The sequence below is a fragment of the Hohaiivirga grylli genome (genome assembly GCF_039655745.1).
Taxonomy (GTDB): domain Bacteria; phylum Pseudomonadota; class Alphaproteobacteria; order Rhizobiales; family Beijerinckiaceae; genus Hohaiivirga; species Hohaiivirga grylli.
Genome location: NZ_JBBYXI010000002.1, coordinates 733,867 through 756,951 on the forward strand (window position 1 = coordinate 733,867; position 23,085 = coordinate 756,951).

Annotated in this window: 16 protein-coding genes; 6 read left to right on the plus strand and 10 right to left on the minus strand. The window is 48.8% G+C overall.

Annotated elements, in window-relative coordinates; all coding sequences use genetic code 11:
* Positions 1-216: 216 nt before the first annotated feature.
* From topA to WJT86_RS07755, 3 genes are all read left to right on the plus strand, one after another.
* Entirely contained in the window at positions 217-2,886 is a 2,670-nt protein-coding gene (gene topA, locus WJT86_RS07745) for a type I DNA topoisomerase (RefSeq protein ID WP_346336970.1), read from the plus strand.
* 132 nt (positions 2,887-3,018) lie between these two features.
* Positions 3,019-5,076 (plus strand): DNA topoisomerase IV subunit B, encoded by a 2,058-nt coding sequence (gene parE / locus WJT86_RS07750; RefSeq protein ID WP_346336971.1) that lies wholly within the window; start codon positions 3,019-3,021, stop codon positions 5,074-5,076.
* A gap of 207 nt (positions 5,077-5,283) precedes the next feature.
* Entirely contained in the window at positions 5,284-7,206 is a 1,923-nt protein-coding gene (locus WJT86_RS07755) for a DEAD/DEAH box helicase (protein WP_407066922.1), read from the plus strand.
* Between the two features lie 41 nt (positions 7,207-7,247).
* Here WJT86_RS07755 and WJT86_RS07760 read toward each other — a convergent pair whose 3' ends face one another.
* From WJT86_RS07760 to WJT86_RS07790, 7 genes are all read right to left on the minus strand, one after another.
* Positions 7,248-7,613, minus strand: coding sequence for a HesB/IscA family protein (locus WJT86_RS07760; RefSeq protein WP_346336972.1), 366 nt, complete (start codon positions 7,611-7,613; stop codon positions 7,248-7,250).
* 106 nt (positions 7,614-7,719) lie between these two features.
* On the minus strand, positions 7,720-8,091 hold the full coding sequence (locus WJT86_RS07765) for an SUF system Fe-S cluster assembly protein (protein WP_407066923.1): 372 nt from the start codon (positions 8,089-8,091) through the stop codon (positions 7,720-7,722).
* 9 nt (positions 8,092-8,100) lie between these two features.
* Positions 8,101-9,339, minus strand: coding sequence for a cysteine desulfurase (locus tag WJT86_RS07770; protein WP_346336973.1), 1,239 nt, complete (start codon positions 9,337-9,339; stop codon positions 8,101-8,103).
* Positions 9,340-9,344: 5 nt separating this feature from the next.
* A complete protein-coding gene (gene sufD / locus WJT86_RS07775) occupies positions 9,345-10,640 on the minus strand; it encodes a Fe-S cluster assembly protein SufD (RefSeq protein WP_346336974.1) in 1,296 nt (431 codons plus the stop codon).
* Between the two features lie 12 nt (positions 10,641-10,652).
* On the minus strand, positions 10,653-11,405 hold the full coding sequence (gene sufC, locus WJT86_RS07780) for a Fe-S cluster assembly ATPase SufC (RefSeq protein WP_346336975.1): 753 nt from the start codon (positions 11,403-11,405) through the stop codon (positions 10,653-10,655).
* Positions 11,406-11,474: 69 nt separating this feature from the next.
* The gene (sufB, locus tag WJT86_RS07785) at positions 11,475-12,947 is read right to left on the minus strand and encodes a Fe-S cluster assembly protein SufB (RefSeq protein ID WP_346336976.1); all 1,473 of its coding nucleotides are present in this window, start codon (positions 12,945-12,947) and stop codon (positions 11,475-11,477) included.
* 74 nt (positions 12,948-13,021) lie between these two features.
* Positions 13,022-14,179, minus strand: coding sequence for a cysteine desulfurase family protein (locus WJT86_RS07790; RefSeq protein WP_346336977.1), 1,158 nt, complete (start codon positions 14,177-14,179; stop codon positions 13,022-13,024).
* A gap of 273 nt (positions 14,180-14,452) precedes the next feature.
* Here WJT86_RS07790 and WJT86_RS07795 point away from each other — a divergent pair, with 273 nt between their 5' ends.
* Positions 14,453-15,127 carry an alpha/beta hydrolase gene (locus WJT86_RS07795; RefSeq protein ID WP_346336978.1) on the plus strand — a complete coding sequence of 225 codons (675 nt, stop codon included), beginning with the start codon at positions 14,453-14,455 and terminating at the stop codon, positions 15,125-15,127.
* A gap of 51 nt (positions 15,128-15,178) precedes the next feature.
* On the opposite strand, the gene WJT86_RS07800 is transcribed toward WJT86_RS07795, so the two are convergent.
* Positions 15,179-16,291 (minus strand): anhydro-N-acetylmuramic acid kinase, encoded by a 1,113-nt coding sequence (locus tag WJT86_RS07800; RefSeq protein WP_346336979.1) that lies wholly within the window; start codon positions 16,289-16,291, stop codon positions 15,179-15,181.
* A gap of 192 nt (positions 16,292-16,483) precedes the next feature.
* Here WJT86_RS07800 and tyrS point away from each other — a divergent pair, with 192 nt between their 5' ends.
* Positions 16,484-17,746 (plus strand): tyrosine--tRNA ligase, encoded by a 1,263-nt coding sequence (gene tyrS, locus WJT86_RS07805; protein WP_346336980.1) that lies wholly within the window; start codon positions 16,484-16,486, stop codon positions 17,744-17,746.
* A 40-nt stretch (positions 17,747-17,786) separates the two neighbouring features.
* On the opposite strand, the gene WJT86_RS07810 is transcribed toward tyrS, so the two are convergent.
* Positions 17,787-21,236 (minus strand): YhdP family protein, encoded by a 3,450-nt coding sequence (locus tag WJT86_RS07810; RefSeq protein WP_346336981.1) that lies wholly within the window; start codon positions 21,234-21,236, stop codon positions 17,787-17,789.
* Between the two features lie 153 nt (positions 21,237-21,389).
* Between WJT86_RS07810 and bcp the strand changes: the two genes are divergently transcribed.
* Complete coding sequence (gene bcp / locus WJT86_RS07815; RefSeq protein WP_346336982.1) at positions 21,390-21,854, plus strand: thioredoxin-dependent thiol peroxidase; 465 nt, start codon at positions 21,390-21,392, stop codon at positions 21,852-21,854.
* Between the two features lie 50 nt (positions 21,855-21,904).
* On the opposite strand, the gene prfB is transcribed toward bcp, so the two are convergent.
* Positions 21,905-23,033 (minus strand): peptide chain release factor 2 gene (prfB, locus tag WJT86_RS07820; RefSeq protein ID WP_346336983.1). Its coding sequence is split into 2 segments (ribosomal slippage): positions 21,905-22,963 and positions 22,965-23,033, totalling 1,128 coding nucleotides; the frame shifts between segments, so codons are not numbered across the junction.
* Positions 23,034-23,085: the final 52 nt, after the last annotated feature.

Consider the following 23,085-nt stretch of genomic DNA (forward strand, 5'->3'; position numbering starts at 1 on the left):
TCAATCAGATTTTTGTAATAAATTTCACTCTTAAAAAATGGCTTGTTAATACTCTCAGGCCATATTCACCGACTGTGATAACGGCAAAGAAGCAAACAAGTACAATTGACTCTTTGCCTGTTATCACCCACTTATCCGCCTGTAGCTGGTATGCTTTACCAGTCATTTACTTCATGCGAAGCTTGAATAAGACTTCATAAGATCAGGATATTGCTCATGAAAGTCCTTGTCGTCGAATCTCCGGCGAAGGCCAAGACAATTAATAAGTACCTCGGAAAGGACTACGAGGTAGTGGCGTCATTTGGCCATATCCGTGATCTTCCCCCAAAAGACGGCTCTGTGGAACCAGAGAATGACTTTGCCATGAAATGGCAGCTTGATGCCCGCGGCTCAAAGCAGGTTTCCGAGATCGTGAAGGCCGTTAAGGGCGCAGATAAACTGATCCTCGCAACCGACCCTGATCGTGAAGGTGAAGCTATCTCATGGCACGTTCTGGAAGCCCTTAAGGAAAAGAAGGCTCTTAAGGGTATTCCAGTTGAACGCGTTACATTCAACGCCATTACGAAAGATTCAATTCAGGCCGCCTTACGCCAGCCTCGAGAGATTGATCAGGCTCTGGTTGACGCCTATCTGGCACGCCGCGCTCTCGATTATCTCGTCGGTTTCAATCTCTCTCCTGTTCTGTGGCGCAAACTTCCGGGTGCCCGCTCGGCGGGGCGCGTACAATCTGTTGCCTTGCGTCTTGTCTGTGATCGTGAGCAGGAAATTGAAACCTTTAAGACACAGGAATACTGGTCTCTGGTTGCAACGCTGGCCACAGAAGCAAAGGCCAATTTTGAAGCCCGCCTTATTGGTGCCGATGGGCAGAAAATCCAACGCCTGACCATATCTTCCGGTGCAGAAGCTGAGGCTTTCAAGCGAGATCTTGAGCTCGCAACATTTAAAGTTGCGAATATCGAATCCAAGCCTGCCAAGAGAAATCCGTCACCACCGTTCACAACCTCGACCCTTCAGCAGGAAGCATCACGTAAACTTGGGTTTGCCCCAGCACAGACCATGCGTATCGCCCAGCGTCTTTATGAAGGCATTGATATTGGTGGCGAAACGATTGGTCTCATTACCTATATGCGTACCGACGGCGTGGACATGGCACCGGAAGCTATCAGTTCCGCTCGTAAGGTTATTGGGCAGGAGTACGGTGAGAAATACGTTCCAGCCTCCCCGCGCAAATATACGGTTAAAGCCAAAAATGCGCAGGAAGCTCACGAAGCCATCCGTCCAACCGATATTAGCAAACTACCAAAGCAGGTTGCCCGTCATCTTGATACGGAACATGCCAAGCTTTATGAGCTGATCTGGACGCGTACAATTGCCAGCCAGATGGAATCGGCTGATCTGGAACGAACAACCGCTGATATTCTTGCAACCGTTGGCCCGCGTAAGCTTGAACTGCGTGCAACTGGTCAGGTTATTCGTTTTGATGGCTTCCTGACCCTTTATCAGGAAGGCAAAGACGACGAAACGGAAGAAGAAGACAGACGCCTGCCGCCAATGCGCAAAGGCGAAATGCTGGAGCGCAAGGAAATTGCAGCCAACCAGCACTTCACGGAACCACCACCGCGCTTTTCTGAAGCCAGTCTTGTCAAGCGCATGGAAGAACTCGGCATTGGCCGCCCTTCCACTTATGCTTCCGTTCTGGCTGTTTTACGTGATCGGGAATATGTTCGCATTGAAAAGCGCCGCCTTGTCCCTGAAGACAAGGGCCGCATTGTTACGGCATTCCTTGAAAGCTTCTTCCGCCGTTATGTAGAATACGATTTCACCGCCGATCTGGAAGAAAAGCTCGACTTAATCTCCAACCATGAAATTGACTGGAAAAAAGTTCTGGCTGATTTCTGGAAAGAGTTTTCTGCTGCAATTTCCGGCACAAAAGAGCTTCGGATTACCGAAGTACTTGATGCTTTGAATGATCTTCTCGGTGCGCATATTTTCCCACCTAAAGAAGATGGCAGCAATCCACGTCTCTGCCCGAAATGTAACAGCGGTCAGCTTTCTCTCAAACTCGGCAAGTTCGGCTCCTTTGTTGGCTGCTCGAATTATCCTGAGTGCAGCTATACCCGCACACTTTCCGCATCAGAAGCAGATGCTGACAATCCGGATGGTAACAAACCAGGCGCAAAAGTTTTAGGTGAAGATCCTGAAACAGGCCTTGAAGTCAGCCTGCGCGATGGGCGCTATGGACCATTCATTCAGCTCGGAGAGGAAGAAAAGCCAAAGCGGGCCTCCGTACCGCGTGGCATGTCTCCCTCATCTATTGATCTGGAAAAGGCGCTCGCGCTTCTCAGCCTGCCACGTGAAGTTGCAAAGCATCCGGAGACAGGACAGCCCATTCTCGTCAATATCGGACGGTTTGGCCCTTATGTTCAGCACGCTAAAACCTATGCCAGTATTGGAAAAGATGAAGATGTTCTGGAAATTGGCGCCAATCGTGCGATTGATCTGATTGTACAGAAGGAAACCACTGGCAAAGGCGCTTCGGACCCCGGTCGAGAACTTGGAACAGAGCCAGAAACGGGTGCAACCCTGATCGTGAAAAGCGGTCGTTACGGGCCATACGTGACAGATGGCAAGACAAACGCAACCTTGAGCAAATCAATGTCAGTCGACACGATTACTCTGGAAGAAGCCATCCCGCTTATTGTTGCACGACGCGCAATTGCTGCCAGCAAGAAACCTTCCAGAAAGGCATCTGCACCAAAAGCAGCAACAGCGAAAAAGGCAGCACCGAAGAAAACTGCTGCCGGGAAGAAAACCACAACGGCCAAATCTAAAACGGCCGCCAAAAAAGCCACCCCGAAAAAGGCCTCTTCAAAAAAGGCAGAATAAAGGGTAAGAATGACAAAAGCTGAGAAATCTTTGGATTTCTCAGCTTTCATTCCAATTTGTTCTTAATTCGTTCTCTGTTTTGCAGTATCATTCCAGATATTGCAAATAGCGAATCACAAGATATAGAAACGCATGACAGACGATAGCGATCTTTTTGGCTCCGGCCCGGCAACCCCTGCTGCTGCGCTTCCAAAAAGCTCCCCAGCACCAAAAACAACGAAGCCCGCTCCCTCTGCCTCTGCAGAGAATGGAGGCTATGACGCGTCATCGATTGAGGTGCTTGAAGGTCTGGAACCTGTCCGTCGTCGCCCTGGTATGTATATCGGCGGCACAGATGACAAAGCCTTACACCATCTGTTTGCCGAAGTTATTGATAATGCGATGGACGAAGCCGTCGCCGGACATGCAAGCTTCATCGAAGTTGAACTGGAAGAGAGCGGCTTTCTGGTTGTAACAGATAACGGCCGTGGTATCCCGGTTGATCCCCATCCGAAGTTTCCGGATAAATCAGCCCTTGAAGTCATTATGACGACCCTCCACTCTGGTGGTAAGTTTGACTCAAAAGCTTATGAAACCAGTGGTGGTCTGCACGGCGTTGGTGTTTCTGTCGTCAATGCGCTCTCCGAGCTGACAGAAATTGAAGTTGCCCGAGGTCAGACTCTTTATCGCCAGACATTCTCTCGCGGTATTCCAACCACTGGTCTGGAAACAATTGGTAAGGTTCATAACCGTCGCGGTACACGCGTTCGCTTTAAACCGGATGCCCAGATATTCGTAACGGGAGCACGCTTCAACCCACGACGCCTTTTCAAGATGGCACGTTCAAAGGCCTATCTGTTTGGTGGTGTTGAAATCCGCTGGAAATGTGCACCTGCACTGCTTGAGGGCTTGGAAAATGTTCCGCCTGAAGCAACCTTCCATTTCCCCAATGGTCTCAGTGATTATCTGGGTGCTGAAATTGAAGGAAAGTCTCAGGTCTCAGATCAGATTTTTTCTGGAAAGAGCACAAAATCAGGCGGCCATGGTTCCCTCGAATGGGCAATCACATGGCTGACAGCTGAAGACGGCTATACCCTTTCCTATTGTAATACAATCCCGACCCCTGAAGGCGGAACACACGAGAATGGCCTGCGTATCGCTCTCCTGCGCGGTCTGCGGGATCATGCCGAGCGCCTTGGTCAATCCAAGCGTATGGCCGCGGTTACCGCTGATGATGTGATGGCAACCTGTGTTGCCATGCTCTCTGTCTTTATTCGCGAACCTGAATTTCAGGGGCAGACCAAAGATAAACTGGCAACGCTTGAAGCTGCACGCATTGTTGAAACTGCGGTTCGTGATGCTTTTGACCATTGGCTTGCCGCTTCGCCACAACAAGCAACAAAGCTGCTTGAGTGGGTCTTTGACCGGGCAGAAGAGCGCCTGCGTCGCCGACAGGAAAAAGAAGTTGCCCGCAAGACAGCCACTCGCAAGCTTCGCCTCCCCGGCAAGTTGGCTGACTGTTCCTCAGCAGGTGCAGAATCTTCCGAATTATTTATCGTTGAGGGTGACTCGGCTGGTGGCAGTGCCAAGCAGGCACGCGACCGCGTTACTCAGGCCGTTCTGCCTCTGCGAGGCAAGATTTTGAACGTTGCTTCCGCAACCCGTGAAAAGGTTCACCAAAGCCAGACCATTTCAGATCTCATTCAGGCACTCGGCTGTGGTATTGGCAGCCAGTACAAGGAAGATGATCTGCGCTATGGCAAGGTTATCATCATGACGGATGCTGACGTCGATGGTGCACATATTGCAACATTGCTGATGACCTTCTTCTACCGACAGATGCCAAAGCTGATTGATAAAGGCCATCTTTATCTCGCAGTCCCGCCACTTTATCGTCTCAGCCATAACGGCAAAGCTGTTTATGCCCGGAGCGAGGAAGATCGTGACCATCTGCTGAAAACAGCTTTCAAATCCAATGCCAAGGTTGAAATCAGCCGTTTTAAAGGCCTTGGTGAGATGATGGCATCTCAACTGAAAGAGACAACCATGGACCCTAAGAAGCGTACGCTTCTGAAAGTTATGGTTGCTCCGGAAGATAGAGATGACGCGGCAGATGCCGTTGAACGCCTGATGGGTAATAAGCCTGAAGCACGCTTCGTCTTCATTCAGGAACGCTCTGCTTTTGCCGATGAAGATCAGCTTGATATCTGATCTTTTGCAATACATGAGAGAGTATCAACACATCTCACGTGTACTTCGTGGATCAAACCATACTATATTATTGACAAGTGGCACACTTGTCTTATGGTTCGAGCCATTCATGCTGCTCTACGTGAGTAGATCGGCCAACTGCTGCAAAGCTGCTTATTCTAATCGTAGAATTAAGTAAGAAATGCAGCCACCCATGGTTTTCGCTATATGTCATTTGCTGAACTTGGACTGAGCGATAAAGTTCTTAAAGCTGCAGAATCTGCAGGCTACACATCGCCTACTCCTATCCAGAAACAAGCCATCCCGCATGTGCTTGCCCGTAAAGATGTTCTGGGCATTGCCCAGACAGGTACCGGTAAAACAGCCGCATTTACCCTCCCAATGCTGACACTGCTTGAAAGTGGTCGTGCCCGCGCCCGGATGCCAAGGACATTGATCCTTGAGCCAACGCGCGAGCTTGCAGCTCAGGTTGAGGAAAACTTCGTTAAATACGGCAGTGAACACAAGCTTTCCGTCGCTCTGCTGATTGGCGGTGTCTCTTTTGGCGATCAAGATGCCAAGATCATGCGTGGTGCTGATGTCCTGATTGCAACTCCTGGCCGCCTGCTAGATCATTTCGAGCGTGGCAAGCTTTTGCTGACAGGTGTTGAACTGTTCGTCATCGACGAGGCAGACCGTATGCTGGATATGGGCTTCATTCCCGATATTGAGCGTATCGCAAAGCTCATTCCATTTACACGTCAAACTCTTTTCTTCTCGGCAACCATGCCGCCAGAAGTTCAGAAGCTGGCTGATACGTTCCTGCATAATCCTGTAAAGGTTGAAGTTGCTCGTGCCTCGTCAACGGCCACAACGATTACGCAGCGTCTGGTCTCAACAGGTCCGGAACCACATCAGAAACGCGCAACTCTGCGTGATCTGATCAGAGGTGCCAAGAACCTCCAGAACGCGATCATCTTCTGCAATCGCAAACGTGATGTCGCTACCCTGCATCGTTCTCTTGCCCGCCATAACTTCTCAGCTGTTGCACTACACGGAGATATGGACCAGCGTGCCCGTATGCAGGCACTGGATCAGTTCCGTAATGGCGACGTAGCCATTCTGGTTGCCAGTGATGTTGCCGCGCGTGGCCTCGATATCCCAGAAGTCAGCCACGTCTTCAATTATGACCTGCCCTTCCATGCGGAAGATTACGTTCACCGTATTGGTCGCACAGGCCGTGCTGGCCGTGATGGCGCAGCTTACTCACTCGTTGCCCGCGGTGATGAAAAGCATCTGGAAGCAATTGAGCAGCTGATCTCTCAAAAGGTTGAATGGGAAGGCAAGCCCCTGTCAGAACGGACAGAGGAAGACGATTCCTTCTCTGCACCTGATCGCGGCAAAGGCTGGAAAAAGGATGGCGACAACCGTCATCACAATAACAGACAGCATGGCAAAGGTGGTCAGCACCAGAAGAACCGTGGCCCTTCGCATAATAATAATGACCGTCATGGCAACAATAATCGTCATGATAATGCGAACAGAGACGATAATCGTCAGGAAAACCGCCATAACAATAACCGGAATGATCGCAACAATCGCCGTCATGACCGTTATGACAATGAGCCGGATATTCCAGTCGTTGGCTTTGGTGATCACGTTCCGGCATTTATTGCCGGTGCATTACCAGCTCAATCGACAGCAACGATTATCCCTATTGGCGAACGCAAGCCTGTTACACCAATCTCCAACCCTCCTGCCAAACTGGTAGAAGAACAGGAAATTTCTGTAACAGAGGAAAAGAAAGCCAAGCCAGCAGCTCGTAAAAAATCTGCTCCAAAGAAGGAAGCAGCAGCTGAAGAAGTTATGTCTGCTAAAAAACCAGCTCGGAAACGGACAGCACCAGCAAAGAAAGCAGAGGCTGAAACGACCGTAGAAAAGGCTGAGGCAAAGCCTAAAGCAACAAAAGCGAAAGCTGCACCGAAGAAGGTAAAAGCCGAAACGGATACTGTTGCTGAAGAGCCAAAGAAAACAACCCGGACTAAGAAGGCTGCTCCCAAAACAGCCGAGAAGGAGCCAAAGGCTAAAGCAACAAAAGCTCCAGCCAAAAAGGCTCCGGTAAAACGGAAAAAGACAGAAGAAGCGGAGTAATCACTCCAATAAAAAACCGCGGTCTGTACCGCGGTTTTTTATTAGGCCGGAAGTTTTACCGGCTCAATCGCAACAGACTCTCCACAGCCACAGGCTGATGTCTGATTGGGATTATGAAAGGTAAACTGAGAGGCAAACTTTGTTGTCTCAAAATCAAGTTCAGTTCCAAACATGAACATGACGGCCTTCGGGTCGATCAAAAGCTTGATGCCCTTATCTTCGACGACCTCATCAGTCGGCTCAATACTCTCTGCATATTCCATCGTGTAGGCCATACCAACACAACCGGAGTTCTTCACTCCGACCCGGATACCAGCGATATCCTTGTCTGCATTGATAATGATATCCTTGAGACGCGCAGCAGCCGCGTCACTTACACTTAAAATCTTTGGTTTGGCCAATGCCATCTTCTTAAACTCCATACCCCGGGTTAAAGGCCCGGTCTCAGGACTGACTATTCTTATATAGTAACCCCGGACAGAATTACGAGACCTCTCGTAACTCCATTTTCAATTACCACATGTCCAGCGCGACTTTTGCCTCGTCTGACATACGGCTCTGATCCCATGGCGGATCGAAAACCATATTGACTGTGACGTCCTGCACCCCCTGAACAGAGCGCACAGCCCCTTCAACCCAACCGGGCATTTCACCCGCAACCGGGCACCCGGGAGCTGTCAACGTCATATCGACAGTCACATCACGATTGTCAGAAATATCAATTTTATAAATCAGCCCCAGTTCAAAAATATCAACCGGAATTTCCGGGTCATAAACTGTCTTGAGCGCAGCAATGATATCATCAGCCATGCGATCAATCTCTTCCGGAGGAAGAGCGGAAGGTGCGCTGACAGTTGGTGAATTAGGGAGATTATCTGTACTCACGTGGTATCCTCATGCGAACATGGTTTCGGCTTTTTTCAAAGCCTCAGCCAGCATATCAACTTCTTCCATCGTATTGTAAAGAGCAAACGATGCCCGGCAAGTTGATGTAACTCCGAAACGTTGGAGCAAAGGCATAGCACAATGTGTCCCTGCCCGTACAGCAACGCCGTATCTATCAATTATCGTAGCAACATCATGGGCATGGGCATTCTTCATCTCAAAAGCGATAATAGCGCCCTTGCCTTTGGCACAGCCAAAGATGCGTAACGAATTCATGGCCCCCAAACGCTCATGCGCATAACGCGAGAGTGCCTGCTCATGTTTATGAATGTTGTCCAGCCCCATATCCATCATGAAGCGGACGGCTGCACCTAAACCAATCCCTTCAATGATTGGTGGCGTACCGGCCTCAAAACGATGCGGTGGCTGGTTATAGGTCACGTTGTCCATCGTAACCTGATCAATCATTTCACCACCGCCCTGATAAGGCGGCATACGTTCCAGCCACTCTTTCTTGCCGTACAGAACGCCAATACCAGTCGGGCCATAGACCTTGTGTCCGGTAAAAACATAAAAATCGGCATCAAGATCCTGCACATCAACGCTCTGGTGAACAGCCCCCTGTGCGCCATCAACCAGAACAGGCACGCCATGAGCGTGGGCTATACGGATGATGTCTTTTATTGGTGTCACCGTCCCAACAACGTTGGACATATGCGTAATGGAAACGAATTTCGTTTTTTTGGTGAAGAGCTTTTCAAACTCATCAAGCTGAAAATTACCCTCATCATCAATTGGAGCCCATTTCAGTACCGCCCCTTTTCTTTCTCTCAGGAAATGCCAGGGAACGATATTGGAGTGATGCTCCATAATGGAGAGAATAACTTCATCTCCCTCACCAATTGGCAACAAACGACCAAGACTGTTGGCAACAAGATTATAGCCTTCTGTTGCCGACTTGGTAAAAATGATCTGATCGACAGAAGGGGCATTGAGGAACGCACGAACGCTTTCGCGCGCATCCTCAAAAGCTTCAGTAGCGGCATTAGCCATATAATGCAGGCCACGATGGACATTGGCATAGCCTCGTTCCATCGTATTGACCATAGCATCAATAACTGCCTTTGGTTTCTGTGCAGATGCTGCATTGTCGAGATATACGAGCGGCTTCCCGTAAACCTGTTGCGACAGGATAGGAAACTGCTGCCTCACGGCATTAAGATCGTACGGAGGCGTATATTCCGACATTAGCTTCACCTGCGGGTCATTAACCAGTTTGAAAGATGGGCAATCAGCTCATCCTTGACGTCTTCATTCTCGACCATCTCAATGACCTCACCAACGAAGGCCTGAATAAGAAGACTTTCAGCCTCGACGCGCGGCAAGCCACGAGATTCGAGATAGAACAGCAGCTCTTCATCAAGCGCACCACAGGTTGCCCCGTGACCGCACTGGACGTCATCAGCAAAAATCTCAAGCTCAGGCTTGTTATACATAGCGCCATTGTCTGAAAGCAGAAGGCAGGCAGACATCATCTTGCCATCTGTTTTCTGGGCTTCCGGGTCAACGTTGATACGCCCCTGGAAAACACCAACAGCCTCATCATCAATAACCGTCTTGAACAGTTCGCGACTATCGCAACCCGGCGCAATATGGTCTACAACCAGAGTGCTGTCTGAATGCTCAGAGCCTGTGAGCAGTGCCGTGCCATTAACAACGGCAGATGACTTCTCACCTTCAAACGCCAGATAGACCTGATGACGTGCTACTTTCGAGCCAAAAACGTTATTAACGGTCGAGAAGTATGCATGTGCACCAATACGTGCTGTCAAAGTCGAAAATGCCAGAGCATCCTGCCCTTCGGCATTAACACGGACATGCTGAACACGGGCATCGTTCGCAATGATAAACTCAGCGACGTCATTGAGCTGTGCTGCAATACCATTCCGGCTTTCATGGGTTTCCAGAATTGTAATCTCTGCCCCCTGTTCAACCAGTACAAGTACGCGAGATGCAGATGCCAGAGCCTTACTGGAATTCAGGAAGCGCAGATGTAGAGGTTTATCAAGCTTTACGCCCTTACCGACACGAATAACGACACCGTCAGCCATCAGGGCACTGTTAAGCTGGTAAAGCGGATTATCATTCACCTTAACCAATGAACCTAATTCTTTCAGAATTGGGTTCTTGCTCTGAAGTGCATCAGCCATCGCCAGAACTTGAACACCAGCAACAGAACAGCCTGTTGAAAAATGGCCATCAACCAGCGTGATACAATCCGCATTAAGCTTGGAGAAGAAGTGAGCACCTTCCTCTGCAGCCTTGACATCACTTGCCTGCGGAATGGGGGCCATAGCACCAACTTCGCTCCAGAATGAGCGGACATCAGTGTATTTGAACTCTTCAACCCGCTTGTTCGGCAAGCCTTTTGCAGCGAACTTATCAAAGGCAGACTGGCGCATCTCGGTCAGACCCGGCAAATTCGCCTTGCTATTATTAAAGTGCTCGGCGAGCTTCTGCTCACCTGCACTTTTCAATGCAGTTGTCATATCAGCCATCCTTTAAGCAAGTTCAGCTGAACGGTAATCAGCATAACCATTGGCTTCCAGTTCGAGAGCCAGCTCTTTACCACCTGTCTTCACAATCCGGCCATTGGACATGACGTGGACCGTATCTGGAACAATGTGGTTCAGCAGGCGCTGATAGTGGGTAATGATAAGGAAGCTGCGATCAAGTGAACGAAGAGCATTAACGCCTTCAGACACGATACGGAGCGCATCGATATCGAGACCGGAATCTGTCTCATCAAGAATGCAGAAGCTCGGCTGCAGAAGTGCCATCTGGAGAATTTCCATGCGCTTCTTCTCACCGCCAGAAAAACCGACATTCAGTGCACGCTTCATCATTTCCTTAGAAATTTCAAGCTTCTCTGCAGCTGCGTTCACCTGCTTAATGAAGTCTGGTGTCGAGAGTTCCGGCTCACCACGGGTCTTGCGCTGGGCATTCATGGCAGCCTTAAGAAAGGTCATTGTACCAACGCCCGGGATTTCCAGCGGATACTGGAAAGCAAGGAAGACGCCGGCTGCTGCACGCTCAGATGCTTCCATCTCAAGAATGTTTTCGCCATTCAGAAGAATTTCGCCATCCAGAACTTCGTAATCTTCATTACCGGCAATCACATAGGAAAGCGTCGACTTTCCAGAACCATTCGGGCCCATGATGGCAGCGACTTCACCCTTGGCAACTTTCAGGTTCAGGCCATTGATGATCTGCTTATCTTCGATGGAAACGACCAGATTTTTAATCTCAAGCATTACTATAATCCATAATTTGCCCGCTATCGGGCGCGTGTAGTTGTAACTCGGGAAATCTATTGGCTGTCCTCAGCCAACCGAACCTTCGAGCGAAATGGAAATGAGCTTCTGAGCCTCAACCGCGAACTCCATCGGGAGCTGCTGCAGGACCTCTTTCACAAAGCCATTGACGATTAGTGCAATTGCCTCTTCTTCAGAGAGGCCACGCTGCATGCAGTAGAACATCTGATCTTCAGAGATCTTTGAGGTTGTTGCCTCATGTTCAAAAATGGCTGTTGAATTGCGGCTCTCAATATAAGGCACTGTATGCGCACCACACCGGTTACCAACGAGAAGAGAGTCACAGTTGGTAAAGTTACGGGCGTTTGTTGCCTTACGGTGAGCTGAGACCAGACCACGATAGGTGTTCTGCGAACGACCAGCCGAAATCCCCTTGGAGATGATCTTGCTGGTTGTATTCTTGCCCAGATGGACCATCTTGGTACCGGAATCGACCTGCTGCATCCCGTTGGAGATCGCGATTGAGTAGAACTCACCAACCGAATTTTCACCACGCAAGATACAGGATGGGTATTTCCATGTAATGGAAGAGCCGGTTTCAACCTGTGTCCATGAAATCTTCGAGTTCTTGCCACGGCAGTCACCGCGTTTTGTCACGAAATTATAGACACCACCCTTACCTTCAGCATCACCAGGATACCAGTTCTGAACGGTCGAATATTTGATTTCAGCATCATCAAGCGCAACAAGCTCAACAACAGCTGCATGTAACTGGTTCTCATCACGCTGAGGCGCTGTACATCCCTCAAGATAAGAAACGTAGGAGCCCTTATCTGCAATGATCAGTGTACGCTCGAACTGTCCTGTGTTCTTCTCGTTGATACGGAAATACGTTGACAGTTCCATTGGGCAGCGAACTCCCGGCGGAATATATACGAATGAACCATCCGTAAATACGGCACTGTTCAGTGTTGCGAAGAAGTTATCAGACTGCGGAACAACTGTTCCAAGATACTGGCGAACCAGTTCAGGATGCTCACGCATAGCCTCGGAGATTGAGCAGAAGATAACACCAGCTTTGGCAAGTTCTGCCTTAAAGGTTGTCACAACTGATACAGAATCGAAGACGGCATCAACCGCAACGCGGTTTTTAGGCTCAATGCCAGCAAGAATTTCCTGCTCGCGGAGCGGAATGCCAAGCTTTTCGTATGTCTTCAGAATTTCCGGATCAACCTCATCAAGAGATTTTGGAGCCGGATTATTCTTTGGAGCCGCATAATAATAAATATCGTTATATTTAACAGGCTCATAGTCAACACGCGCCCAGGTTGGCTCGGTCATTGTCAGCCAACGACGATAGGCTTCAAGGCGCCATTCAAGCATCCATTCAGGCTCACCCTTCCGTTCTGAAATAAAACGGATGACTTCCTCTGAAAGACCCTTAGGGGCCTTCTCCATCTCGACCTCAGTCTCGAAGCCATACTTGTACTGATCGACGTCAATCGATCGTACCTGATCAATTGTTTCCTGCACTGCAGGCATTGCACTCTCCTACCTCCCCGGTTTCAAGGACCGAAGATTTAAGCTATGGCGTCACTCCTCAGCATACGCTGAGCCTATCGCCCCGTATATAGGCTTTTGAGTACCTTTTCGAAGGCTTGCAAAAAAGAAATGCAATCCTCCTCCGAACTACTCCAGCCCAAACTAACACGAATAGCTCCCTCAGAAAGAGAGCGATCCATTCCCATGGCATCAAGAACATGGGATCTCTTGACCTTGCCTGATGAACAGGCAGAGCCTGAAGACACAGCAATACCCGCCAGATCAAAGGCAATAAGTAGTGTCTCTGCACGCTGATTCGGCAGAGCGATACTTAATGTATTGCAAAGTCTATCAACTGGTTGACCAATGATAACGGTATCTGGCGCCAATTCCAGAATACCTTTCTCGAGTTGAGAGCGAAGACTTAACAGTCGTGTCTGCTCATCAGATAATGTATCCAGAGCTTCCTGCGCAGCGGCGCCGAAACCGGCAATTGCCGCAATATTCTCGGTTCCGGAGCGAATTCCACGCTCTTGCCCACCACCGCGGATCAGGGCACCACCAAGATCAGTTGCGGCAGAGCGCAGTACAATAGCACCAACACCTTTAGGGCCACCGATTTTATGGGCTGATAATGTCAGGACATCAGCTTCAAGTTCTGCAAGATCAATCAGCATACGCCCGGCAGCCTGAACGGCATCAACATGCAGAATGCCGCCATGCTCATGAACTGTACGTGCAATTTCCTGTACAGGTTGAATAACACCCGTTTCATTATTTGCCATATGGATTGAGACAATGGCCCGCCCATCAATATTTTTCAGCAAATCTGATAAAGCGGATTTGACAACGATACCATTTTCATCGACAGGCAGAATCTTCACATTCTCAGCGGCAAACCTGTGTCCCTGAAGAACTGACGGGTGTTCTGTCGCACCCAGAATAAGACATGAAGCAGGGTGCTCCTTTGATGAAAGGCGCAAGGTTGGTGAGAGAGCGGCATTATTCGCCTCTGTTCCACCACTTGTGAAATAGACATTCCGTGCACGGCCTCCAACCAGATTGGCAACCTGCTCACGTGCCTTCTCCAGCACAGCACGGGCGGTACGGCCTTCTGTGTGAACCGAAGATGCATTCCCGGGCAATGACATAGCGTGAATCATCGCATCAATAGCCACTGGCCTGATGAGAGATGTCGCATTATGATCGAGATAGATACGCCGATCTGCCATTTAACTCTTAAATTCCTTAACCTTAAGCATAAAGTGCACGAAAACCTTGCATTTGCCCCCCGCAACTGTGCTAAAGCTATTTCAGCACCGTAGCAAGATCAGAAGCATTTATAGTAAATGCCACTGAAGGCACTGTTAGAATTATTCTAAAAACGCTCAATGATCAAGCAAAAGGTGAAGAAAAAATTCTGAAGAGTCCTGATACTCGCCACTTATTTCTGTTCTGAGACCAACCAGTCTTGAGCATTAAACGTTAAATGAGGTTTGTCGTACATGCCTGAGGTTATCTTTACCGGGCCAGCCGGCCGCATTGAAGGCCGCTATCAACCTGCTAAGCAAAAGGGTGCACCTATTGCAATTATCCTGCATCCGCACCCACAATTCGGCGGCACGATGAACAACCAGATTGTTTACAATCTGTTTTATGATTTCGTCAGCCGTGGTTTCTCTGTCCTTCGCTTCAACTTCCGCGGTGTTGGCAGAAGTCAGGGAACATTTGATCACGGCCAAGGCGAACTTTCAGATGCTGCAGCAGCTCTAGACTGGGCCCAGACAGTCAACCCGGATGCCCGGGCCTGCTGGATTGCCGGCGTTTCATTCGGTTCATGGATTGGTATGCAGCTTCTGATGCGTCGCCCGGAAGTTGAAGGCTTCATCTCAATTGCTGCCATGGCAAACCGCTATGACTTCTCCTTCCTTGCTCCCTGCCCGTCTTCTGGCCTGTTCGTTCATGGCTCGGAAGATCGCGTTGCACCTGTGAAAGATGTCATCAGTGTTATTGAAAAAGTCAAAACCCAAAAGGGTGTCATCATCGAACATGCTGTTGTCGAAGGTGCCAACCACTTCTTCGATGGAAAAGTGGATGAACTGATCTCAACCGTCGACACTTATCTCGATACGCGCCTCGGCCCGCTCAAAATCATGGAAAAACCAGATTTCGAAGATTGAGACGAATAATCATATTGAAAAACCGGCCAGATAGGCCGGTTTTTTATTTCATCATGCAGCTAAAGGCTTTGCAACAATCCCGCCAGTCATAGGCATCGGCACACCCGTTGTCGTGGGAAAGCTTAAAGGTAAGTTCCGCAGGCTACGGGCTGCCAGAAAGGCAAACGCCTGTGCTTCCATGAAGGTTGAAGACCAGCCGAACTCATCGGCAATCTTAACGTCTATTCCGGAAAGTTCAGCCAGCTGGCGCCGAATTTCAAGGTTCTGCGCACCACCACCACTTATAATCCAGCATGTTGGCCGGAAGTTTGCATAATCAAGAGCACGAAGAATAGAACGCACCGTGAAAGCTGTCAGGGTTGCAGCTCCATCAGCCAGCGGCAGATGCTCAACGATGTCATAGGTAAACCAGTTCCGATCAAGTGACTTTGGCGGCTTTTGCATAAAGAACGGATGAGACAAGAGTTTTTCCATCAGCTCTTCATCAATAGCGCCACAAGCTGCCAGGTTACCATCAACATCAAATGCCAGACCGGCCTTTTCATTAACCCAGTCATCGATCAGCGCATTACCCGGGCCGGTATCAAAAGAAGATACCTCACCCTGCGCATCAATCAGGGTAATATTGGCAACACCACCGATATTGACGATGGCAACCGGCTTTTCGAGATCAGATGCCTCAACCAGAGCGCGATGAAAGACCGGAACAAGGGGAGCCCCCTGACCTCCTGCGGCAACATCCTGCGCCCTGAAGTCATAGACAACCGGCATGGCAAGTGCGGTTGCAAGAGCCGCACCATTACCAATCTGAACGGTGAGCTGATTCTCAGGACGATGCAGAACAGTCTGTCCATGAAAGCCAATTGCATCAATATCAGAAGCTTTAAGGTTATGAGCAGTCATGAAAGCACGAACAGCTCTTTCATGACTTTGTGTAACAACAGCCTCAGCATCAGCCAGAACTCCCGGCCGATCATCACGGGTAGAGATTCTTTCAGCATCCTTTAAGGCAGATCTCAAAACATCACGCTCAGATCCGTCATAAGCGTAAAAGGCAGATGGGCCGAAATAAGTAATTTTCTCACCATCTGTCTGAATGAGCGCAACATCAATTCCATCCAGTGATGTTCCAGACATAAGCCCTATTGTTGTCAAGGCGCCCATTTTTACGTTTCTCCGTGCACTTTTCTGCTAAAGATGTTACACGGTTAGCAGATACTTCGATAATTTTTCATAAAGCATCTTTCGCTGATAACATGTGCAAGACGCCTATGGAACTGGTCTGAAGCTACACTCCCGGGCAGAAGTTGCCTAATTCTAATAATTATCAAACCTAGAAAGCCAGAGCAGAGAGCTATGAGTTCGCCAAAATCAGATTTTCTCCGAACCTTAACGGAACGTGGTTTCATCCATCAGACATCAGATCTGGAGGGAATAGACGCTGCCGCCAAGGAAGGGCGTCTGACGACCTATGTCGGTTATGACTGCACAGGACCATCGCTTCATATTGGCCACCTGCTCTCCATCATGATGCTGCACTGGCTTCAGAAAACAGAGGCGGGCAAACCTGTTGCCCTGATGGGTGGCGGTACAACACGTATTGGTGACCCTTCAGGCCGCGATACAACGCGCCAGATTCTGACACCGGAAAAGATCGAAGAAAACAAATCCACCATCAGAATTGCATTTGATCGGTTCATCAATTTTGGCCCCGGAAAATTCGATGCTGAAATGGCTGACAATGCTGATTGGCTACCAAAGCTCAATTATATTGATTTTCTTCGTGACATCGGTCGTCACTTCTCAGTCAACCGCATGCTCAGCTTTGACAGCGTGAAGCTGCGCCTTGACCGTGATCAGGAACTCTCCTTCCTTGAATTCAACTATATGCTTCTGCAGGCATACGACTTCGTTGAACTGAACCGCCGCTATGGCTGCATCATGCAGATGGGCGGTTCTGACCAATGGGGCAATATCATCAATGGTATTGATCTTGGCCGTCGGCTTGGTACACCACAGCTTTATGCGTTGACCTGCCCGCTTATGACAACAGCATCAGGGGCCAAGATGGGCAAGACAGCCTCTGGCGCAGTCTGGCTTAATGCAGACCTTCTATCCCCTTATGATTACTGGCAGTTCTGGCGCAATACGGAAGATGCCGACGTTTCCCGCTTCCTGAAACTCTTCACTTTCCTGCCTATGGATGAGATTGAACGCCTCTCCAAACTCGAAGGTGCAGAAATTAATGATGCCAAGAAGATTCTGGCAACAGAAGCTGCCGCTATTCTCCATGGCCGAGAAGCTGCTGAACTTGCGGCAGAAACAGCCCGTAAAACGTTCGAGCAAGGCGCTTTGGCAGAAACACTTCCAACAGTTGAAATCTCTACAGCACTCATTGAGGCTGGCCTTGGTGTTCTGACAGCTTTCGGTCCTGAATATGCCAAACTCGTTCCCTCAACCAGTGAGGCTCGTCGCCAGATCAAGAGTGGCGGCCTGCGTGTCAATGATCAGGTTGTCACCGATGAACGCGGCGTACTGCGCCAAAGTGATCTGACAAGCGAAGGCGTTATAAAACTTTCCTTCGGGAAAAAACGCCACGTCCTGTTACGGCCTGTTTAAGGCAAACACGAAAAAGCCCCGAGAAACCGGGGCTTTTTTATTATCTGTCAGGAGCAACCGGAGCGTTCTGTCCACCTGTACCAAATAGCTTTCTAAAAATTCCAGGAGCAACAGCTGAGAGTGGATTGACTGCGACAGCCGGTGATCCAATATTACCAGTCAGGCGGAAATTGACACCAAACAGGCCACCATATTGTCCGCCTCCCAAAATTGTTCCCAGAATTGGCACCTGCGCAAAAGCATTATTCAGTCCGTAAGCCGGGACGAATGTACCCGCAACATCCAGTTGATTACGGGCAAAGTCCATATAACCATCAAGAGTAAAGCCAATCTGCATTCCCCAGATAGCGCCATCCTTGAAGTCAATCCTGTTGTTGTTCTTTACAAAATCTACACGAGCTTTCGTAAAGGCCACATCATTTATGTCAATGCGGCGAGAGCCTGTTCCCTGGGTCTGGCTTGGAACGATACGCTTTAGAGCGGGTTCGTTTCGGATGGAGAAATTTCGCACCATCACAAAACCGTTCTGGCTACCATTACCCATTGCCATTTCAACTAGCAGATCACCATTATAGATACGTCGATAAACATCAAAGTAACGCAGGAATGAACCTGCATTTGCTGATTGTACCGTGATACTGGGCGAACCGTTACTGGTCGTTGTCTGGCCTGTTACCACAGCCGAGCCGATTTTCCCTGTCATCTGTAATTGTCTGAGAGAGCCGGAGCGAACACCGGCTTTGATATTAGCTCGTGTTATCGCTTCATCATTAAAGCCTGTCAGAATATTGAGCATAAGATCAAGATCGAGATTCAAGCCGTTGTTATTTCTGGAATCATTCGCCTGTCCCCGTTGAGAACTATTAGAGGAACTTCCTGTCAGCGCCTTTATAACAGGCCGTGCATCACCAAGATTACCACGGATAACGGTCTTGAAGACATTGTCAGCCTTGCTGACTTTTACCTGCATGTCATCGCCTTGCGATAACTGAAAACGGGAAAGGTCAGCGCGAATGAAATTCCCATCATCATCCAAGGTTGCTTTTCCCGAGAAACGAATCCCAGCATCCAACTGCATATCGTTGATGTCTGTTCCGTCATCTTTCTCTACGGCGAAAAGTGATAATTTACCGGCTCGCCCAGATGGCTTTACCCAGCCGGGAATCAGATTATTAATGGCGATTTTCGTTAAATCAGCCTCTACACGATAGTTATTATGCTCACCTGCGCCCAAGTCCAGAGTAACTTTTACTGGCATGATACCAGTCATTTGAGAACCAAAGTCCAGACCTTTACGGGCACGGGCTGCATCATCCAGCGAGAAGTTTAAAACGCCTGTACCTTTGCCAACAGCAGGCTGATTAACGACAATTGTAGCCGGATAACCAGCCAGCATACCGGCCCCCTTCATCGCAAGGGTTCCAGTATCATAACTTACATCAAAATCTGCCTTCTCAAGCCTGTCTTCACCCAGGGCTTTCTCGAGGGTCATATTCGTAATTTTACCTGAAACCTTAATCGGCAATTCGGCAAACTTGGGAATATCATTGATTGCCAACCCAATTTCGAGCGCCAGATTGACATTCCCCTTAATATCTTCAGGTTTTACGTCCCAAGTAAATGCTTCCTGAGTTTTTGGAAGCTTAAGGAATGCCGTTAAGGCATCTGCTCCAGATTCAACTTGTGCTTTTACAATGCCAACCGTTGATTTATTCCAGAAATTAATGAGATCAAACGAGACTGTCGGGACCTTGATGACACGGTTCCCGGGGAAATCAATGACAGCATTTGTCCCCTGAACATACGCGTTCTCGCCCGTTACCTTAACCTTCACATTTGCTTTTTTGAGATGAGGCAATCCTTCTGTTGGCAGGAAAGTTCCATCTCTCACGTCAAAATCCACGAAAAGTGAATCGTCCGGAATGGAGCCACCATTCATGGCGCCCTTAACAACATCACCCGCTAGACTGATATGTATTGTGCCCTTATCAGCAATACCACCAAGTAAGCTCTTCAGCAGATAACGTCGCGGTCCAGAGGCTGTGATTTCAGGCCATAATCGCATAACAGAGCGCATCTGTGTGTTATTCAGCGCAATATCGACAGCAATTGCTTTCGGGTCCGTTGCATTACCATAGGTACCTTTGATCTGGACATCGAGATCAGGCCCTTTGAAGTACAACCGATCAAGGGTGATCACCCCATTACCCGTTGCTTCCGCTTCCATCGTATCAACCTGAAACGGTTTATCACTTGGCGTCACACCACTGAGGACAGAATCTTTTGCCTGAAGCTTCACACGCCAGGGTTGGTTCGCCCGGATATCAGCAGCACCGGTAATATGGAAATCTGTATCTCCAGCCTTGAAATCAAATTTATTGATTGCCATCTGGCGGATTGCTTCATTCCAGCTGACTTCCACTAACGAATTATCGACATATAAAGGCGTCGCATCCTTGTCGTGTACGTCAATCCGCCCTTCACCGGTTCTGAATGTACCTTCCAGCTTATTGAGGATACCATTTACGAGTGTGACATCCGCCTTCCCTGACATATTCAGTGTCGTTGATGCAGGTAAAGAGGAAAGCCCTGAAAGGAACAGGAGATCCTGCACCGGAGCATTCTCAAGATTAAGGGATAACTGATAGCCGCGGTCGATGCGCATGGCATACCCCCAAAGCTTCCAGTTCCCTCGCACACTGTTCATACTTGCTTCAAATGTCCGGCCTTTATTAACAGTCCGCTCAAATTTTGCATCTACACGGGAGAACCTTGCCCGGACAAGTTTTCGGTTATCAATCAGTGTCAGACGCAGGTTTGTAAACTCTGCCCGCTTTAACAGGCCAAGGGGGCCATCAGTACCGGCTACAATATTAATGAATGCCTCAACCCCTTGAGAAACCATTGATTGCCCATGGGCCTCACCATAGGTCGCAGCATTTGTTTTTTGCTCAGAAGCAACAGTATTTATTTCAGTCTGTGTCGGTGTCGCATCTTTGGAAATGCCAATTTCACCCTGCTCAACAGGGATGAAAGTAATTGAGCCGTCATTATTAATGGCTCCCACAACCTGCAAATCCAGAAATTCAATAATCTTAGGAGTTAAGCGCCCGAACAAAAGTGAAAATGTATCAACGCTGATAATCGTATTCGGGGCTCGTAACTGTACCTTACCCTCTCCGTTTCGAATCTCCAGACCACGGATGCGAAGAGCAAATGATCCGTGATCCAGTTCAAGCGCAGAATCATTCAATGTGACCTGCCAGTCTGATTCGAAATAATTCGACATACTGGAGATAACCTGAGAAGACAGCCCTGGGAATGATAATGGTCCGTTTTGTAACCGTAGATACAAACCGCCCAAGGCAGCAGACGCCAGCACAACCAGAGCAACCAGAACACCCAAAAACCAAATGAAAAAACGGTTTTTGCGCTTCCCGTGCGGTGCTATCTTATCCGCACTTTCGATTTTATTTTCACTGTCAGTCATTCAGAATCGTCTGCTCTCGTTTACGGCTATCTAGCTACGGTTTTCACAAATATGTGTTACAAAAGCGGCGCGTCTATCTCTTTTACGATATCTTATAGGGATAGTATTCTTAAGTTGCCTGACAAACCGGCCTAATCGAAGAGGAAATTCGCCATGTCACTATCCGTGGGTAGCCCTGCACCAGATTTTGATTTGCCTGCCTCAACAGGAAAATCATTAAGTCTCAAAGACTTTCATGGCAAAAAGCTCGTCATATACTTTTATCCAAAGGACGATACGAGTGGCTGTACCCTTGAAGCGCAGGACTTCCAAAAACTGTTGAATGATTTTCACAGCGCAGGAATTACGGTCATTGGTGTATCTCCCGACAGCATGAAAAAACACGATAAGTTCTGCGATAAAAACAACCTGACATTCCCTCTTCTCTCTGATGAGGAAAAGGTCATGTTAAATGCCTATGGCGTCTGGGTTGAGAAAAGTATGTATGGTCGCAAATACATGGGTGTCGAGCGTACAACCGTATTAATCGACCCGAATGGCAAGATCGCGCAAATATGGCCTAAAGTTAAGGTCACAGGCCACGCAGAAGAAGTGCTCGCAGCAGCAAAGGCACTTTAATAAAAAAAGCCGGCAAACGCCGGCTTTCTTTTTATGAATAACCATTGATATCAATCGATATCCTCAACCTCTTCCCCGCCACCATAAACACGTTGGGCAAGAGAGGCCTCCATGAATTCATCAAGTTTACCATCAAGCACATCAGATGGTGCGGTAGACTGAACTCCTGTCCGCAGGTCTTTGACCAGCTGATATGGCTGCAGAACATAAGACCGAATCTGATGTCCCCACCCGATATCTGTTTTAGAGGCAGTATCTGCATTCGCCTTTTCTTCGCGAATTTGCAGCTCACGCTCATAAAGACGAGACCGGAGCATTGCCCATGCGGTGGCACGATTCTTGTGCTGGGAGCGTTCCTGCTGACAGGAAACTACGATCCCTGTTGGAATATGCGTAATACGAACGGCAGAATCTGTCGTATTAACGTGCTGCCCGCCGGCACCTGAGGCCCGGAAGGTATCAATACGGCAATCGGATTCCTTCACTTCAATATTGATATTGTCATCAATGACCGGGTAAACCCAGATTGAAGCAAAACTGGTATGACGGCGCGCATTGGAATCATAAGGTGAAATACGGACAAGACGGTGAACGCCCGCTTCCGTCTTCAGCCAGCCATAAGCATTATGCCCTTTGATCTGAATCGTGGCACTCTTGATGCCAGCTTCTTCACCATCGGAAATTTCAAGCAGGTCAACTTTGAAGCCGCGACGCTCTGCCCAACGCATATACATACGCTGCAGCATAGAAGCCCAGTCCTGACTTTCTGTACCACCTGCCCCGGAATGAACTTCCAGAAAGGTATCGTTTGAATCAGCTTCGCCAGAGAGCAATGTCTCAACCTGACGGCGAGCAGCCTCGGCCTCAAGAGCACGAATAGCCTCTTCGCCCTCTTTGATCGTATCCTGATCATCTTCCATCTCCCCTAATTCAATAAGGGTGACGGCATCATCAATTTCACGCTCGATACGTGAGATGGACTGGATTTGATCTTCCAGCGTGGTCCGCTCGCGCATAATCTTCTGCGCAGCATCTGCATCATTCCAGAAGTCAGGATTCTCAGCCTGAGCATTCAGCTCAGCAAGGCGTTTCTGGGCTACATCCCAGTCAAAGATGCCTCCTCAGCAGCCCAACAGACTGCTTTGCGGCATCTAACAAATGTTCAATCTCTGCGCGCATGACTACTTACATCAAAATAAAAAGATAAAGACTATCTACAGACCACACCGTG

Excerpts from the sequence above, each read along its gene's own strand:
- sufC (WP_346336975.1), bottom strand. The coding sequence starts at position 11,405 with ATGCTTGAGATTAAAAATCTGGTCGTTTCCATCGAAGATAAGCAGATC.
- tyrS (WP_346336980.1), top strand. The coding sequence starts at position 16,484 with ATGAGTTCGCCAAAATCAGATTTTCTCCGAACCTTAACGGAACGTGGT.
- WJT86_RS07795 (WP_346336978.1), top strand. The coding sequence starts at position 14,453 with ATGCCTGAGGTTATCTTTACCGGGCCAGCCGGCCGCATTGAAGGCCGC.
- sufD (WP_346336974.1), bottom strand. The coding sequence starts at position 10,640 with ATGACAACTGCATTGAAAAGTGCAGGTGAGCAGAAGCTCGCCGAGCAC.
- WJT86_RS07810 (WP_346336981.1), bottom strand. The coding sequence starts at position 21,236 with ATGACTGACAGTGAAAATAAAATCGAAAGTGCGGATAAGATAGCACCG.
- sufB (WP_346336976.1), bottom strand. The coding sequence starts at position 12,947 with ATGCCTGCAGTGCAGGAAACAATTGATCAGGTACGATCGATTGACGTC.
- bcp (WP_346336982.1), top strand. The coding sequence starts at position 21,390 with ATGTCACTATCCGTGGGTAGCCCTGCACCAGATTTTGATTTGCCTGCC.
- parE (WP_346336971.1), top strand. The coding sequence starts at position 3,019 with ATGACAGACGATAGCGATCTTTTTGGCTCCGGCCCGGCAACCCCTGCT.
- WJT86_RS07760 (WP_346336972.1), bottom strand. The coding sequence starts at position 7,613 with ATGGCATTGGCCAAACCAAAGATTTTAAGTGTAAGTGACGCGGCTGCT.
- WJT86_RS07790 (WP_346336977.1), bottom strand. The coding sequence starts at position 14,179 with ATGGCAGATCGGCGTATCTATCTCGATCATAATGCGACATCTCTCATC.
- WJT86_RS07755 (WP_407066922.1), top strand. The coding sequence starts at position 5,284 with ATGTCATTTGCTGAACTTGGACTGAGCGATAAAGTTCTTAAAGCTGCA.
- WJT86_RS07770 (WP_346336973.1), bottom strand. The coding sequence starts at position 9,339 with ATGTCGGAATATACGCCTCCGTACGATCTTAATGCCGTGAGGCAGCAG.
- topA (WP_346336970.1), top strand. The coding sequence starts at position 217 with ATGAAAGTCCTTGTCGTCGAATCTCCGGCGAAGGCCAAGACAATTAAT.
- WJT86_RS07800 (WP_346336979.1), bottom strand. The coding sequence starts at position 16,291 with ATGGGCGCCTTGACAACAATAGGGCTTATGTCTGGAACATCACTGGAT.